At 71.0% G+C, this 16,052-nt stretch carries 14 protein-coding genes; 8 read left to right on the plus strand and 6 right to left on the minus strand.

What is annotated here, in order from left to right:
• Nucleotides 1–168 precede the first annotated feature (168 nt).
• Complete coding sequence (locus tag QC826_RS27755) at nucleotides 169–3,426, plus strand: EAL domain-containing protein (RefSeq protein ID WP_279763307.1); 3,258 nt, start codon at nucleotides 169–171, stop codon at nucleotides 3,424–3,426.
• Nucleotides 3,427–3,454: 28 nt separating this feature from the next.
• Here QC826_RS27755 and QC826_RS27760 read toward each other — a convergent pair whose 3' ends face one another.
• Complete coding sequence (locus QC826_RS27760; protein WP_279763308.1) at nucleotides 3,455–4,999, minus strand: HDOD domain-containing protein; 1,545 nt, start codon at nucleotides 4,997–4,999, stop codon at nucleotides 3,455–3,457.
• 187 nt (nucleotides 5,000–5,186) lie between these two features.
• On the minus strand, nucleotides 5,187–6,767 hold the full coding sequence (locus QC826_RS27765) for a DUF3369 domain-containing protein (RefSeq protein ID WP_279763309.1): 1,581 nt from the start codon (nucleotides 6,765–6,767) through the stop codon (nucleotides 5,187–5,189).
• A 312-nt stretch (nucleotides 6,768–7,079) separates the two neighbouring features.
• Here QC826_RS27765 and QC826_RS27770 point away from each other — a divergent pair, with 312 nt between their 5' ends.
• Together QC826_RS27770 and QC826_RS27775 are read left to right on the plus strand one after the other, a co-directional pair.
• Entirely contained in the window at nucleotides 7,080–7,589 is a 510-nt protein-coding gene (locus QC826_RS27770) for a chemotaxis protein CheW (RefSeq protein WP_279763310.1), read from the plus strand.
• A gap of 37 nt (nucleotides 7,590–7,626) precedes the next feature.
• Entirely contained in the window at nucleotides 7,627–9,363 is a 1,737-nt protein-coding gene (locus tag QC826_RS27775; RefSeq protein WP_279763311.1) for a methyl-accepting chemotaxis protein, read from the plus strand.
• Between the two features lie 123 nt (nucleotides 9,364–9,486).
• Here QC826_RS27775 and QC826_RS27780 read toward each other — a convergent pair whose 3' ends face one another.
• Both QC826_RS27780 and QC826_RS27785 read right to left on the minus strand, forming a co-directional pair.
• Nucleotides 9,487–10,488, minus strand: coding sequence for a J domain-containing protein (locus tag QC826_RS27780; RefSeq protein ID WP_279763312.1), 1,002 nt, complete (start codon nucleotides 10,486–10,488; stop codon nucleotides 9,487–9,489).
• A 117-nt stretch (nucleotides 10,489–10,605) separates the two neighbouring features.
• A complete protein-coding gene (locus QC826_RS27785; RefSeq protein WP_279763313.1) occupies nucleotides 10,606–11,757 on the minus strand; it encodes a class I SAM-dependent methyltransferase in 1,152 nt (383 codons plus the stop codon).
• A 72-nt stretch (nucleotides 11,758–11,829) separates the two neighbouring features.
• On the opposite strand from QC826_RS27785, the gene QC826_RS27790 reads away from it, so the two are divergent.
• The 5 genes from QC826_RS27790 to QC826_RS27810 all read left to right on the plus strand — a co-directional run bounded on the left by QC826_RS27790 (nucleotide 11,830) and on the right by QC826_RS27810 (nucleotide 14,688).
• Nucleotides 11,830–12,651 carry an SDR family oxidoreductase gene (locus tag QC826_RS27790; RefSeq protein ID WP_279763314.1) on the plus strand — a complete coding sequence of 274 codons (822 nt, stop codon included), beginning with the start codon at nucleotides 11,830–11,832 and terminating at the stop codon, nucleotides 12,649–12,651.
• Between the two features lie 72 nt (nucleotides 12,652–12,723).
• Nucleotides 12,724–13,122 carry a dihydroneopterin aldolase gene (locus tag QC826_RS27795; protein WP_093385223.1) on the plus strand — a complete coding sequence of 133 codons (399 nt, stop codon included), beginning with the start codon at nucleotides 12,724–12,726 and terminating at the stop codon, nucleotides 13,120–13,122.
• On the plus strand, nucleotides 13,119–14,066 hold the full coding sequence (gene ttcA, locus QC826_RS27800) for a tRNA 2-thiocytidine(32) synthetase TtcA (protein ID WP_279763315.1): 948 nt from the start codon (nucleotides 13,119–13,121) through the stop codon (nucleotides 14,064–14,066). The genes QC826_RS27795 and ttcA overlap by 4 nt, the downstream gene beginning before the upstream one ends.
• A 99-nt stretch (nucleotides 14,067–14,165) precedes the next feature.
• Nucleotides 14,166–14,414, plus strand: coding sequence for a CopG family ribbon-helix-helix protein (locus QC826_RS27805; protein ID WP_279763316.1), 249 nt, complete (start codon nucleotides 14,166–14,168; stop codon nucleotides 14,412–14,414).
• The gene (locus QC826_RS27810; RefSeq protein ID WP_279763317.1) at nucleotides 14,404–14,688 is read left to right on the plus strand and encodes a type II toxin-antitoxin system RelE/ParE family toxin; all 285 of its coding nucleotides are present in this window, start codon (nucleotides 14,404–14,406) and stop codon (nucleotides 14,686–14,688) included. The genes QC826_RS27805 and QC826_RS27810 overlap by 11 nt, the downstream gene beginning before the upstream one ends.
• A gap of 168 nt (nucleotides 14,689–14,856) precedes the next feature.
• Here the strand turns inward: QC826_RS27810 and QC826_RS27815 are convergent, their stop codons facing one another.
• Both QC826_RS27815 and QC826_RS27820 read right to left on the minus strand, forming a co-directional pair.
• Entirely contained in the window at nucleotides 14,857–15,468 is a 612-nt protein-coding gene (locus tag QC826_RS27815; protein WP_279763318.1) for an SRPBCC family protein, read from the minus strand.
• 11 nt (nucleotides 15,469–15,479) lie between these two features.
• Entirely contained in the window at nucleotides 15,480–15,848 is a 369-nt protein-coding gene (locus tag QC826_RS27820; protein ID WP_279763319.1) for a fused DSP-PTPase phosphatase/NAD kinase-like protein, read from the minus strand.
• Between the last annotated feature and the right edge of the window lie 204 nt (nucleotides 15,849–16,052).

Below are 16,052 nucleotides of genomic sequence, written 5' to 3' on the forward strand. Positions count from 1 at the left end.
CAACTTCTTCGACTTGTCAACCCCGCCTGAACCGTTTGTTTCAGTGGCGATGAACCGTCTGCTTCGGGGCGAGATTGTAACTGCACCTTCCGCAATTGTGCAAGTGTTGTTTTTCAGAAGTTTTTTTCCTATACAATCGACAACATCCAAACGCACGGGAGCCGGGATTTGAAGAATCGATCGGGACGCTGGGCCAACTGGCGCGGCCTGCTGCTGGCCAACCTCGGGCTGTGCGCCCTGTACTACCTCAGCGGCCGCGCCGGCCTGCTGCTGGCCCTGCCGCCCGGCTACGCCTCGCCCTTGTTCCTGCCGGCCGGCATCGCGCTGGCCGCCGTCGCCGTCGGCGGCGCCCGCCTGCTGCCGGCCGTCGCGCTGGGCGCGCTGGCGATCAACCTGGTGTATCCCGCGCTCAGCGCGCAGGGCGTCAGCGGCGGCGCCGTGCTGGCCGCCGCCTTCGCCGCGCTGGGCGCCACGCTGCAGGCCTGGGCCGGCGCCCGCCTGCTGCGGCGCCACGTCGAACCGGGCCTGGCCGCCGGCCGCGACATCGGCCGCTTCCTGCTGCTGGCGCCGCTGGTGGCGCTGATCTGCAGCAGCGTGGCGATGGCCGGCATGGTCCTCGGCGGCGTGCTGCGGCCCGGGGCGCTGGGGCCGGACTGGATGGCCTGGTGGATCGGCGACAGCATCGGCATCCTGCTCGGCGCGCCGCTGAGCTGGATCGCCATCGGCCGGCCGCGCGCGCTGTGGTGGCGCCGGCGCTACCTGGTCGGCCTGCCATTGTTGCTGGCCAGCGCGGCCTTCGTCGCCATCTACCTGCAGGCCGACCGCTGGGAATCGACCCAGCAGCTGCAAACCTTCCGCCTCAAGGCGCAGCAGACCGGCGACCTGCTGCAGGCCCAGTTCAGCGAGCACGAGCGCTTCATCTACGCCATGGCCAAGGCGCTCAACGGCGAGCGGCAGCGGCGCCTGACGGCCGAGGACTTCGGCAACCTGGCGCACGGCTACCTGGACCAGCGCCCCGAGCTGCTGTCGTTGGCCTGGCTGGTGCCGGTCGAGGACGCCGAGCGGGCCGCCTTCGAGCGCTGGGGCGGCGAGGCCATCGCGCCCGGCTTCACGATCCGCGCGCCCGATCCGGCCAGCGGCCGGCTGGCGCCCTCGCCGGCCAGGCCGCGCTACCTGGCGGCCACCTTCATCGAGCCGGCCAGCAACCGCATGTTCCAGGGCCTCGACTTCCTCGCCGAGCCGGTGCGCGCCGGCGCCGTGGCGCGGGCGCGCCAGTCCGGCCAGCCGACCGCCAGCGCGCCGATGGTGCTGCAGCGGCGCGAGGGCAAGCTGCGCGGCATGCTGCTGCTGCAGACCACCACCGCGGCGGCGCAGCGCGGCCACGGCATGGGCGTGCTGCTGATCGGCCTGCAGATGGACGGCTACCTCGACCAGGCGGTCAAGCAGAGCGAGTTCCCGCACTTCCTGATGCGCTTCGAGGACAGCGACGAGGACGGCGCGCTGGCGGTGGTGCGCGACCAGCTGGGCCGGCCGGCGCAGGCCGGCGACTACCAGCGCCAGCTGCACTTCGGCGGCCGCATCTACCAGCTGACGCTGGCGCCGACGCCGGCCTACCTGCGCCAGCAGCGCGGCTGGCAGAGCTGGACGGTGCTCAGCTGCGGCCTGCTGCTGACGGCCCTGCTGGGCGCCCTGCTGCTGCTGATCAGCGGCGAGCGGGCGCGCATCCAGGCCCAGGTCAAGGACAGCACGGCGCGCCTGCGCGAGCGCGAGGCGCGCCTGCAGGCGATCCTCGACAAGGCGGCCGACGCCATCCTGACCATCGACACCGACGGCGTGCTCGAGTCGGCCAACGGCGCCGCCGGGCGCCTGTTCGGCTACCCGCCGGAGCGGCTGGCCGGCATGCCGCTGGCGCGCCTGCTGCCGGTCGGCGCGGCCGGCCCGGCGGCGCTGCTGCGCGCCATCGCCGAGGGCGCCAGCCACGAGCACGAGGCGCAGGGCTGGCGCAGCGACGCCAGCACGTTCCCGCTGGCGATCTCGGTGAGCGAGGTCGAGCTGGCCGACGGCCACCTGTTCGTCGCCATCCTGCACGACCTGACCGAGCAGCACCGCGCCCAGGAGCGCATCCACCGGCTGGCCCACCACGACCCGCTGACCGGGCTCGACAACCGGCTTTCGCTGCACCTGCGCCTCGAGCTGCTGCTGGCGCAGACGCGGCGCAGCGGCACGGCGGCGGCGCTGCTGTTCATCGACCTCGACCACTTCAAGAAGATCAACGACTCGCACGGCCACCAGACCGGCGACCTGCTGCTGGTGGCGGTGGCGCAGCGCCTGCAGGAGCTGCTGCGCGAGGTCGACACCATCGCCCGGCTGGGCGGCGACGAGTTCATCGTGGTCACCTCGGGCGGCACCACGCCCGACGCCGCCAGCAACATCGCCGTGCGCATCGTCGCCGCGCTGGCCTCGCCCTACCACCTGGACGGCAAGACCGTGCACAGCGGCGCCAGCGTCGGCGTGGCGATGTTCCCGGCCGACGGCGGCGACGCCGACACCCTGCTGCGCCACGCCGACACGGCGATGTACGCCGCCAAGAGCCAGGGCCGGGGCAACTTCCAGTTCTTCTCGAGCAGCATGAACGCCGCCACCCACGAGCGCCTGCTGCTGGAAAACCGCCTCTGGCTGGCGCTCGAGCAGGGCGAGTTCGAGCTGTACCTGCAGCCCCAGGTGGCGCTCGACGACCTGCGCATCATCGGCGCCGAGGCGCTGCTGCGCTGGCACCATCCGGAGCTCGGCCTGGTCGGGCCGGACCGCTTCATCCCGATCGCCGAGGAGTCCGGCCTGATCCTGCCGCTGGGCGACTGGGTGCTGCAGCAGGCCGTCGAGCTGCTGGCCGGCTGGCGCGCGCGCGGCCTGGGCCGGCTGCGCCTGGCGGTCAACCTGTCGGCGCGCCAGTGCCACGGCGCCGGCCTGCTGCCGCAGCTGGACCGCCTGCTGGCCGGCGAGGGCATCGACCCGGCCCTGCTCGAGCTGGAGATCACCGAGTCGGCGGCGATGCAGGACCCGGAGCGCAGCCGCCTGCTGCTGCGCGAGCTGCGCGCGCGCGGCATCAAGGTGGCGATCGACGACTTCGGCACCGGCTACTCCTCGCTGAGCTACCTCAAGCTGTTCGAGCTCGACCGCATCAAGATCGACCGCAGCTTCGTCAAGGACATCGAGAGCGACCCGAACGACGCCGTCATCGTCGAGGCCACCATCGCGCTGGCCCACTCGCTGGGGCTGGCGGTGGTCGCCGAGGGGGTCGAGACGGCGGCGCAGCGCGACTTCCTGCGCGCCAAGGGCTGCGAGGAGGGCCAGGGCTACCTGTTCGCCCGGCCGATGCCGGCGCTGGCCTTCGAGGCGCTGCTGCAGCCGCTGGCCAAGCGCGCCTGAGCCTCGGGGCGGCGGCGGCGCGCTCGGTTCAAGGCGGCGGCGCCAGCGCCGCCAGCACCTGCGCCTTGAGGGCGCGGATCAGCGAGGCCTCGTCGGCCGGCACGCCCTCCGGCGCGGCGTGCACGCGGTCGGCGTAGAACAGGCCGAGCGGCGCGCCGGCCAGCACCAGCGGCAGCACGATGAAGCTGCGCGCGTCCGGCAGCAGGGCGCGGTGCCAGGGCGGCAGCAGCTCGGCGATGTTGGGGGCGAAGGCGTCGGCGATCATCAGGTCGGCGTCGTTGTCGAGCGCCAGGTGGAACAGGTCGCCGCCGCGCAGGGGAAAGGCGAAGCCGGCCAGGCGGGCGGCGTTCTGCTCGCCGAAGGCGATGCGGGCGCGGTACTGGCCGGCGCGCACGTCCTTCAGGCAGACGGTGGCGAAGCGGAAGCCCATGCTGCGGTACAGCGTCTCGAGCACCGCCTGGATCAGCTGGTTGGCGCGCACGGCGCCGGCGGCGCGCATCTGCGCGCGCATCTGGGTGACGTCCTGCACCCCGGCCAGCAGCAGCTCGCGCGCCTGCAGCGGCTTGCCGCTGGGGTGCTGGCCGGCGGCGCCGGCGGCGCCGGCCAGCGTGGCCTGCTGCAGCGCGGCCGGCAGGCTGCTGGCGGCGGCGGCCGGGGCCAGGGCCGGGGCCAGCTGCATGCTGTCGAGCAGGCTGTCCATCTCGCGGCCGACGGCGCCGAACAGGGCGGCGACGCGGCCGGCGTCGAGGTTCAGCGCGGCGCCGTAGCGCAGCGCCAGCGCGCGCCCCTCGGCGCCGGCCGGCTCGACGCGGCGCACCAGCAGGCGCGCCGCCTCGGCGCTGAAGGCGACCACCTGGCGCATCCACTCGTGGCGGTTGGCGGCCGGGCGCAGCACGCCGGGCGGCGGCGCGCTCAGGCTGTGGATGATCAGCTCGGGGATCTTCCACTCGTGCAGGATGGCGGCCGACAGCGCGTCGTAGCTGCTGCCCAGCACCTGCTGCGAGGCCTGGCCCAGGCTCAGCGCGCCCTGCCCGGCCAGCGCGGCGATCTGGCCGAACAGTTCGTGCTCGCGCGAGGCGATCAGCAGCGCGCCGATGTTCTTGAACAGCGCGCCGATGGCGGCCTCCTCGGCGCCCTGCCAGGCGCCGCCGCGCGCCAGCTCGCGGCCGAACAGGCTGGCGCACAGCGCCGCCTCCAGCTCGTGGCGCACGCTGTGGGCGTGGCGGCTGTTGGCCAGCGTGTCGACCAGCAGCATGGCCAGCGCGCTGGCCTTGACGTGGTCGAAGCCGAGCAGCGAGATGGCGCGCGAGACGGTGGTGACGGTGCCGCCGGCGGCGCTGCGGAACAGCGGCGTGTTGGCCTGGCGCAGGATCTTCTGGGTCAGCGCGACATCGGCCAGCACGAAGTAGGCCAGGTTCTGCGCGCCCTGGTCGTCGGCGTCGGCCAGCTGGACCACGCGGGCCACCGCCGCGCCCAGCGCGAACAGGCGCTCGTCGCCGCACAACTGCTTGAGCAGCTGGCCGCGCGCGGCGCGCGGCGCCTCTTGCGGCGGCGTGTTCGAGGCCAGTGTCATGGCGTTCCCGTGTGTGTGGCGGCGGCAAGGCGGTGGCGGGGGCCAGCGCGCGCCGCGCCGGCGCGGTGCCGGCTTCCACAAAGTATAGTACGGCGGCGCCCCGGCGGCGCGCCCGGAGGTGGGATTTGGTGAGTTTTCGCCGCCGGAATGCACAGCCGGCGCGCCGGGTCCGGCGCCGGCCGGCCGCCTACTCGGGCGTGTGGCCGATGCCCGGCTCGCGCTCGATCAGGTCGAGCAGGGCCGCCACCACCTCGGGGTCGAACTGCTTGCCGGCGCGCTCGGTGATGTAGCTCATCACCTCGGTGTGCGGCCACGGCTCCTTGTAGGGGCGCTCGTGCAGCAGCGAGTCGAACACGTCGACCACGGCGACGATGCGGGCCGAGACCGGGATGTCCTGGCCGGCCAGGCCGTTCGGGTAGCCGGCGCCGTCGAAGTGCTCGTGGTGGCCGCCGGCGATCTCGGCGCCGTAGGTCAGGTAGCTGACGCCGTCGACCATGTTGGCGGCGCGCTCGAGGATCGAGCGGCCGACCGCCGCGTGGGTCTGCATCTGCGTGCGCTCGTCGGCCGTGTGGATGCCCGGCTTGAGCAGGATGTGGTCCGGCGTGGCGACCTTGCCGACGTCGTGCAGGATGGACGCCAGGCCGATCATGTCGAGCAGCTGCGGGGTGATCTGCGCGTCGTAGACGCCGCGCGCCTTCATGCGCTGGGCCAGCGCGGCCGACAGCTGCTGGACGCGGCGCACGTGGCCGCCGGTGCCGCTGTCGCGGAACTCGGCCAGGTCGGCCAGCGCCACCACGGTGGCCTCCTGCGCCTTGCGCAGCTGGCCGAACATGTACAGGTTGTCGAAGGCGGCGGCGATGCGCTGGCAGAACACCTCGAGCAGGTCGCGCTGGATCTGCGCCAGCGGCCACGGCGGGGTGACCGAGATGGCCACCTCGCGGTTCTCCTGGGTGTGGATGAACAGCACGTTGGCCGGGTGCTCGAACTGGCTCTTCTTCTCGGCGAAGGCCTTGGCGATGGTCGGCCACAGCGGGTGCCCGGGCGGCATCAGCTCGGCCTCGTTGAGGCCCGAGTAGCCGCCGGTGGCGGCCACCACGGTGGTCACGCCGGTGTCGCCCTGCATCAGGCAGAGCACGCCGTCGGAGCCGACGTCGAGGATCGCCGACACCTGGTTCAGCACGCCGGAGGCGAACTCGCGCAGCGAATGGATCTGGTACAGGTTGGTGGCGCCGGCCAGGATCTTGCCCAGGCCGATGCGGCTGCGCTCGAGCATGTTCAGGCTCTCGTAGGCGCGCAGCGCCGAGATCACCGTGGTGAACAGCTTCTGCGTGGTCAGCTCGGTCTTGGCCTTGTAGTCGTTGATGTCGTATTCGATGATGACGCGCTGCTCCGGCGCCTGGCCCGGCTGGCCGGTGCGCAGCACGACGCGGACGATGGCGTTGTGCAGCTCCTCGCGGATGCGCCGCGCCAGGATCAGGCCGGCGTCGTCGGTCTCCATCACCACGTCGAGCAGCACCAGGGCGATGTCGGGCGTGTCGCGCAGGATGTCGAAGGCCTCGCGCCCGCTGTGGGCCGAGAACAACTCCAGCTCGCGCCCCTTGAAGCTGACGTTGCGCAGCGCCAGCCGGGTGACGGCGTGGACGTCGACGTCGTCGTCGACGATCAGCACGCGCCACAACCGCTGGTCGGGCGGCGCCAGGCCGGCCGGCTTGGCCACCTCCTCGTCCTCGTCGATCAGCCAGTTGTCGTCTGCGGTGGAATCGGTCATACGGTCTCCTGGAGGTGCGAACGCGGCGCTCGCCCGGCGGCGGCCGGCGACCGTCCCGAGCCTAGCATAATCAGATTCGCCCAGCGTGACAACCCCCATCGCGGCGGCGCGCCGGGCGGCGCCGGCGCCGACCCCGACAAAATGCAAAAAGCCGTTCGGCCGCGCTCGTCAGCGGGCGCCGACTCTGCTACTCTTTGAGCATAGTGCCATGGTTGCGGGTCGCCACCCGGCTCACCGAACTACCACCGCCGCCCGCCCGGGCCGCGCGCCGGGGCAGCCGCCCGGCGGTGTCTTCTCTACAAGGACCATACCATGCAAGAATCGAGCAGCAACGCCAGCAGCAGCACGCACGCCTCCGGCAAGGAGATCGCCGGCCACGAATACCTCGCCTTCACGCTCGGCTCGGAGGAGTACGGCATCGACATCCTCAAGGTGCAGGAGATCCGCGGCTACGAGGCGGTCACCCGCATCGCCAACGCGCCGGCCTTCATCAAGGGCGTCATCAACCTGCGCGGCATCATCATCCCGGTGGTCGACATGCGCATCAAGTTCAACCTGGGCGAGCCGGTGTACGACCAGTTCACCGTGGTCATCATCCTCAACATCGGCGGGCGCATCGTCGGCATGGTGGTCGACTCGGTGTCCGACGTGACCACCCTGACGCCCGAGCAGGTCAAGCCGGCGCCGGAGATGGGCAGCGCCTTCAGCACCGACTACCTGATCGGCCTGGGCACCATCGACGAGCGCATGCTGATCCTGGTCGACATCGACCGCCTGATGTCGAGCGCCGAGATGGGCCTGATCGACGTCCAGGCCGCCTAGCGCCGCGCCGCCCGCCGCCACGCCCCAGGGAGCCGCCATGAACCTCGCCCAATGGAAGATCAAGACCCGGCTGGCCGCCGGCTTCGGCCTGCTGGTGCTGATGATGTTGGCCACCAACGCCACCAGCATCGGCCGCTTCGGCTCGATCGGCGGCAGCACCAAGGCCATCGTCGAGCGCGACTGGCCCAGCGCCTCGGCCGCCGAGACCATCGACTCGGCCGCGCGCGAGGACGCGCGCCGCACGCTGGCGCTGTTCATCGTCAACGACAAGGGCCTGCGCGCCAAGAGCTACGAGCGGATCGACCAGGACAAGAAGGCCATCGACGCCGCCCTGGCCACGCTCGACAAGCTGACCGACTCGCCGGGCGAGCGGGCGCTGCTGGCCAGGATCGCCGCCGCGCGCGCCGCCTACAGCAGCTCCTTCCTGAAGGTGGCCGACCTGGTCGAGGCCGACGACAAGGAGAAGGCCGCCGCGCTGATGAACAGCGAGACCTTCCCGGCGCTCGACGCCCTGCTCGAGCTGACCCAGGCGATGGTGGCGCAGCAGAAGGCCGACATCGAGGGCGGCGGCCGCCAGGCCACCGGCGACATCGACTTCTCGCGCAGCATGATGATCGCCATGGGGGTGGCGGCGCTGCTGGTGTCGGCCGCGCTGGCCTACTGGATCACCGCCTCGATCACCGGCCCGCTCAACGAGGCCGTGGCGATCGCCCAGTCGGTCGCCGCCGGCGACCTGACCACCCGCATCGAGGTGCGCTCGAACGACGAGACCGGCCTGCTGCTGGGCGCGCTGCGCGAGATGAACGCCAGCCTGGCGCGCACCGTCGGCGAGGTGCGCCAGAGCACGGCGACGATCGCCACCGCCTCCGGCCAGATCGCCTCGGGCAACCTGGACCTGTCGGGCCGCACCGAGTCGCAGGCCAGCTCGCTGGAGCAGACCGCCAGCTCGATGGAGCAGCTGACCGGCACCGTCAAGCAGAACGCCGACAACGCGCGCCAGGCCAACCAGCTGGTGATTTCGGCCTCCTCGGTGGCGCTGCGCGGCGGCGCGGTGGTGGCCCAGGTGGTGCAGACCATGGGCTCGATCAAGGACAGCTCGCGCAAGATCGCCGACATCATCGGCGTCATCGACGGCATCGCCTTCCAGACCAACATCCTGGCGCTGAACGCCGCCGTCGAGGCGGCCCGCGCCGGCGAGCAGGGCCGCGGCTTCGCCGTGGTGGCCGCCGAGGTGCGCGGCCTGGCGCAGCGCTCGGCCACGGCGGCCAAGGAGATCGAGGGCCTGATCGACGACTCGGTGGCCAAGGTCGACGGCGGCGGCGCGCTGGTCGACGAGGCCGGCCAGACCATGGGCCTGATCGTCACCTCGGTCAAGCAGGTGGCCGACATCATGGCCGAGATCACCTCGGCCAGCCAGGAGCAGAGCCTGGGCATCGAGCAGGTCAACCAGGCCATCGCGCAGATGGACGAGATGACCCAGCAGAACGCGGCGCTGGTCGAGCAGGCCGCCGCCGCCGCGCAGAGCATGCTCGACGAGGCCGGCACGCTGTCGCGCTCGGTCAGCATCTTCAAGCTGGCCGACGGCCAGGGCGACGCGGCGCCGCAACTGGCGCCCCGCGCCGCGCCGGCGCAGGCGCCGCTCAGCGTGGTGGCGGCGGCGGCCCGGCCGGTGCCGGCCAGGGCCAAGGCCAGGCCGGCGGCGCCGCCCGCGCCGCCGGCCAAGCCCAAGCTCAAGCCGAAGGCCAGCGCCGAGTCGGAGTGGGAGGAGTTCTAGCCCGGTAACGGAGCGGAATGCAGCCGAGTCGGGCGAAGCCGGCGGCGCCAAGCCAGGGTCAGACCCTAGGGTCTGACCCTCCCGCCGATGGGCGAGTATCCCCTGGCGCCAAGGCGGGGCGCCTCAGTTGCTGGCGGTGGCGGTCTTGCGCTGGCCCTCGCAGCCGGCCTGCTCGGCGCCGATGTCGAGGTTCTGGTAGCGGATCTCGTACTTGCCGCTGGCCAGCTGGTCGACCACCAGCTTGTCGTGCGCCTGCACGAAGGCGTAGCGCACGTTCGAGTGGCGCTCCATGTCGTAGACCTTGATGAAGACGGCCGAGGCGTTGCCGGCGTTGTCCAGGGTCAGCTGCATGTCCTCGCCCTTGTTACCAACAGGAAATCCATCGATGTAGCCGGAGCGGGTCGGCCAGGGTTCGCCGTTGGGCGACATCAGCGTTTGGCTGGGCGCCTCGCAGTCGGCCGCCGCGCCCGGCAGCACGATCTGCGACAGCGCCACCACCTTGATCGGCGCCATCTTGGCCGTGCTGGCCTCGGCCGAATAGGGTTTGGCCACGGCCCAGCCGTCGGGCGGCGCCTCGGCCTTCGGCTCGAGGCGCGGCTCGGGCCGCGCGGACGGCTCGGCGCGGCCTTCGGCGCGGGCGCCGCCGGCCGGCGCGGCCTTGCCGTCCCAGGCCGAGGCCAGCAGGGTGGCCACCTGGCGCGGCTCGGCCACCATCAGCGCGCCGCCGGTCCAGCCCAGGCCCAGGCAGACGGCCAGGCCGAGCCACCACGGCCAGTTGCGCCGCCGCGGCCGCGGCATGCGCGCCTCGTCGTCGTCGGCCCAGGCCTGCGCCGGGCCGTCGCCGCCGCCGCGATGGCGGCCCTCCTCCTGGCGGGTGCTCTCGAGCCACTCGATCTCCCACTCCTCGGCGGCGATCCACTCGTCGTGCTCCTTGCGGCGCTGCTGGTCGGACAGGGTGCCGTAGGCGCTGTTGAGGATGGCCATGATGCGCGCAGCCTTCTCGTCCCCCGGATTCTTGTCCGGATGGTATTTTTGGCTGAGCGCCTTGTAGGCGGCACGTATGACTTCCTGCGGCGCCATGCGCGACACCTTCAGGTTGTCATAGTGAGTGTGTATCTTTCCCATCGGTCCATTTAGTTTAACGAGCGCGCCGCGATCCGACCATCATAGCCGATCCCGGCCGGCAAAACGCAAAGTCGAACTGCGCCATGTCATGGCCATTCTGGCAATGATGCTTTTCGTTCACAAACGATGGCTGCGGTCGGCCGCCAGCAGCGCGGCCGGCAGTTCGACGCCCCGGCCCACCGCCAGCACCTTGAACAACTCGCCCATCTCGGCCGGCGAGACCAGCTTGTGCAGCGCGTTGGCCTGCGGCAGGTAGCGGCGCGCGTCGGCCGGGTCGGTGCGCAGCAACAACTCGCCGATGCCGGCGCCGACCAGGAAGCCGGCCTGGTTCATATAGGCCAGCACGTCCAGGCCGGCGTCCTGCGCCGCCAGCGCCATCGCCGTGAAGTCGACGTGGGCGGTGATGTCCTGCAGGCCGGGCAGGTAGAAGGGGTCGGCGTGGGCGTGGTGGCGGTAGTGGCACATCAGCGTGCCGGCGGCGCGCTGGCCCAGGTAGTACTCGTGCGCCGGGAAGCCGTAGTCGAACAGCAGCGCCGCGCCGCCGTCGCCGGCCAGCAGCATGCGCGCCAGCGAGGCCATGAAGCCGCAGGCCAGGCCGTGCACCTCGGTGACGTAGCCGACCGGCAGCTCCTCGTGCGCCGGGATCTGCCGCGCGACCTGCGCCGCCAGGGCGGCGTCGGCGGCCACCTCGAGCCAGCCGAAGGCGCCCTCGCGCACCGTCACCTGCAGCTCGCGCCAGCCGTCCGGGTGCTTGCTGACCAGCTGCACCGGCATGGCGTCGAGCACCTCGTTGCCCAGCACCACGCCGGAGAAGGCCGGCGGGAAGTCGTCCAGCCAGACCACCTGCGGGAAGGCGGCCAGCGCCAGCTGCTGGCGGGCGCGCAGCTCGCCGGACAGCTCGACGATGGCGTACTGCTCGACGGCGACGCCGGCGGCGGCCAGTTCCGTCAGGATGTCGTGCGCCAGCTTGCCGGTGCCGGCGCCGAATTCGAGAATCCGTGGCGCGCTTTGCGCCATAATAGCGGCTGCGACATGCGCCAGCGTGGCCCCGAACAGGGTGCTCATCTCGGGCGCGGTTGTAAAATCGCCATCTTTGCCCAGTTTCGCGGCGCCGCCGCTGTAGTAGCCCAGATCGGGCGCGTACAGGGCCAGCTCCATGAAGCGGGCGAAGGAAATGGCGCCTGCCTGCCGCTCGATCTCGGCGGCGATCAGGTGCTGCAGGGCGTGGGACGCGGCCAGCGCGTCGGGGGTGGGTGCGGGTAGGGACATACCGGCATTGTAGCCAATCGGCGCGCCCGACCGCCAGCGGCGCCGCCCGCCAACCAGGAAAAGACCAGATACATGACGACAGCAACAGAACAATCCACCCGGGCCGCGCCGCCGCACGGCGCGCCAGTGGCGCCGGGCTCGCAGGCGCCGGTGGCGCTCGTGACCGGCGCCGGCCGGCGCATCGGCCGCGCCATCGCGCTGGCCCTGGCGGGCGCCGGCTGGGACGTGGCGGTGCACTACCGCAGCGCCGGGGCCGAGGCGGCCGAGGTGGTGGCCGCCATCGCCGCGCTGGGCCGGCGCGGCGTCGCCCTGCAGTGCGAGCTGGCCGACGAGGACGCCGTGCGCCAGTTGCTGCCGCGCGCCGCCGCCGCGCTGGGCCCCGTCTCCTGCGTGGTCAACAACGCCTCGCTGTTCGACTACGACAGCGCGGCCGACTTCACCCCGGCGCGGCTGGACCGGCACATGCGCGCCAACCTGAGCGCCCCCATCCTGCTGGCGCAGGCCCTGCACGCGGCCACGCCGGCCGGCCGGCAGGCCGTGGTCGTCAACCTGCTCGACCAAAAACTGTACAATCTCAATCCTGATTTTTTGTCGTACACGCTGTCCAAGGCGGCGCTGCACACCGCCACCACCCTGCTGGCCCAGGCGCTGGCGCCGACCGTGCGGGTGGTCGGCATCGCGCCGGGCATCAGCCTGGTGTCCGGCGAGCAGACCGAGGAGCAGTTCGCGGCGGCGCACCGGCGCACCCCGCTGGGCCGCTCCAGCACGCCGCAGGACATCGCCGCCGCCGTCGTCTACGTGGCCGGCGCGGGCGCGCTGACCGGCACCACGCTGCTGGTCGACGGCGGCCAGCACCTGACGCCGCTGGCGCGCGACGTGATGTTCCTGACTTGAGCCACGGCCGAAGACACACCCCGGCCGCCACCGAATCCAACCGTATCCGCATCCCCGAAAGAAGGTAAAACCATGTTGTCCGCCCTGTACCACCCCCGCCTGTCCGACTGCCGCCGCCTGTTCCTGCGCAACTACGAAGTGCTGATCAACATCGGCGTGCACGACTTCGAGAAGAAGGGCGAGCAGCGCGTCCTGATCAACGTCGACCTGTACATCCCGCTGGCCGTGTCGACGCCGAAGGACGACCAGCTCGACGAGGTGGTCGACTACGACTTCATGCGCGAGACCATCGCCAAGCGCATGGCCCAGGGCCACGTGCAGCTGCAGGAAAGCCTGTGCGACGACGTGGTGCGCGCCATGCTGGCCCACCCGCGCGTGCGCGCCGCCCGCGTCTCGACCATGAAGCCGGACGTCTATCCCGACTGCGAGGGCGTCGGCGTCGAGGTGTTCCAGATCAAGGACAGCGTATGAACGCCGTCATCGAGAACCTGAACGGCGCCGCCGCGCCGGCCGCGCCGGCCGCCAGCGTCAAGTCGATGGAGAAGACGGCGCTGGAGAACAACAAGCTGCACAAGCGGCTGTGCCGCCTGGTCGGCCAGGCGATCGGCGACTTCAACATGATCGAGGACGGCGACAAGGTGATGGTCTGCCTGTCCGGCGGCAAGGACAGCTACGCCCTGCTCGACATTTTGATGACGCTGCGCGAGCGCGCGCCGATCAACTTCGAGATCGTCGCCGTCAACCTGGACCAGAAGCAGCCGGGCTTCCCAGAGGATATCCTGCCGGGCTACCTGACCGAGCTGGGCGTCGCCTTCCACATCGAGAACCAGGACACCTACAGCATCGTCAAGCGCCTGATTCCCGAGGGCAAGACCACCTGCTCGCTGTGCTCGCGCCTGCGCCGCGGCATTTTGTACCGCGTCGCCGACGAGCTGGGCGCGACCAAGATCGCGCTGGGCCACCACCGCGACGACATCCTCGAGACCTTCTTCCTCAACATGTTCTTCGGCGGCAAGCTCAAGGGCATGCCGGCCAAGCTGGTGTCGGACGACGGCAAGCACGTGGTGATCCGGCCGATGGCCTATGTGAAGGAGGAGGACAGCGAGCGCTACGCCGCCGTCAAGGGCTTCCCCATCATCCCGTGCAACCTGTGCGGTTCGCAGGAGAACCTGCAGCGCAAGCACATCAAGGCCCTGATGCGCGACTGGGAGAAGAAGTTCCCCGGCCGCGTCGAGAGCATCTTCTCGGCGCTGTCGACGGTGGTGCCGAGCCACCTGATGGACCGCGACTTGTTCGGCTTCGCCGACATCAAGGCCGACGGCGTCGCCAACCCGCTGGGCGACATCGCCTTCGACGAGGAGCCGTGCGCGACGCCGACCACGGCGTTCGGCACCATCCCGCTGCAGCCGCAGTAAGGCCGGCGGCGGCAACAACGGGCCGGCGCCCTGCCGGTCCGCAAACCGGCGCGCCGCCCGGGGCGTATAATTTTCTCGATACCCGGCCGGAGAGACACCATGAGCAAAGCGCTTTCAATCGAGCTGAAAATTTCGCAGGAACTCAGGGACGCCGTCGACGAATTATCGGCCACGTCGGGGAAAACGGCCGAGCTGATCGCCGAAGAAGCCCTGCGGCATTATGTGGATTGGCTGGATTGGCGCCACGAACAACAACTCGACCTGGATGCCGCGATCCTCGCCGCCGACCGGGGCGAGTTCGCATCGGACGACGAGGTGAAGGCATTCTTCGCCCGTCATGGCGCATAAGCTCAAACTGGCGTGGAGTCGGCATGCCTTGGCTGACCTTGAGCGCATCATCAACTACATTTCCAACGACAAGCCAGACGCGGCGGCGCGATTCGCCGCCAGCATCCGCAACAGGGCAACAGCGCTGACGACGATGCCCGGCATAGGCCGCGAGGTCAGGCCCGGCGTCAGGGAACTGATCGTCCATCATCATTACTTGCTGACCTACCGCATCTGCTCGGACCGGGTAGAGGTCCTTCAGGTTTGGCACACGGCGAGAAAACGCCCAGTTTGATTGCGGACTTACATCAGTCACTAGAGTCATTAGGGTCAGTGCCGACATTCGGACACGGCCTCAGCCACAAGCCGTCGCGCCCCAGTCGGTAATCGAAGCATTTGCCGAACGGAATCTCCAGCTTGCTGCCGAGTTCGTGTCCGAATGTCGGCACTGACCCCGCCGGGTTTAGCGCGCGGCGACGCGGGCGCGCAGCGCTTCGAGCATCTTGGGGATGCTGTCCTTGCTCATGCTGTCGACGATCCAGCCGAAGCCCATCGGCACCGGGCCGGGGTCGGTGTAGACCAGGTAGCGCACCTCGGTCTTGCCGCGGTCGGCGGCCAGCGGCGCCAGCTGCCAGTAGCCGCTGGTGTCGGCGATGGTCTCGTCGGGCTTCAGGCCCTCGCTGGGCACCAGCTTCCACGCCAGCCGGCAGCTTTGCGCGCCGGCCTTCGGCTCCATCCGCAGACGATATTTTTTGACCTTGCCCATCGGTAGCTTGAGCGTCAGGTCGAGCAGCGCGCTGTCGCCGGCGCCGGCGCTGACCTTGACCTTGTCGACGTTGGGCATGAAGCCGGGGTAGCCGGCGTAGTCCTGGATCGCCGCGCACAGCGTGGCCAGCGGCGCGGCGATGACGGTGCCGGCGGCGAAGGTCTTGCCCGCCACGCCGCTCTGGCTGACGTCCTGCAGCGCCACCTTGTTGGCGGCCAGCGGCCCCAGGTCCGGCGGCGCGGCCTGCGCCAGCGCGGCCGGCAGCAGCAGCGCGGCGGCCGTTTTCATCATGTTCGTTGTGCTTGTCATGCTTGCCTTTCTCATGGCGCCTCGACGCGGCGGCGGATCTCGTCGACGTCGACGCGCGCCAAATAGCGTTCGATATTCTTCCACATCGGATGGTAGCCGTAGCCGCCCTGCTTCAATTCGGCCACGGCGCGCGCCCGGCTCCAGTCCTGGTACAGCATGCGGTACATCGCCACCATCATGCCGGTGCGGTCGGCGCCGTGCTGGCAGTGCAGCAGCACCGGGCCGTCGCGCTCGGCGGTGCGGATGGCGCGCAGCGCGGCGACGACGTGGCGGTCGCCGACCTCCCAGGTGTTGATGGGCACGCGCACGGCGCGGATGCCGCTGTGCTCGAGCAGCGCCGTGTCGGCGTGGAAGGAGCGCAGGCTGACCACGGTGCGCACGCCGAGCGCGCGGATCTGCGCCAGGTTCGTTGCCGTCGAGCGCGGCGCTGCGGTACAAGCCGGGGGTGACGCGGTACAGGTTGGCGGCGCGGTCGACCGGTTCGGCCCAGTCGGCGGGACGGGCGGCCGGGGCCAGCTCGGCGCCCGACGCCGAGCTGGCCAGCGCGGCGGCGGCGGCCGGTTCGGCCGGCGGCGCGGCGCCGG

Source organism: Rugamonas sp. DEMB1 (genome assembly GCF_029834475.1).
GTDB lineage: Bacteria > Pseudomonadota > Gammaproteobacteria > Burkholderiales > Burkholderiaceae_D > Rugamonas > Rugamonas rubra.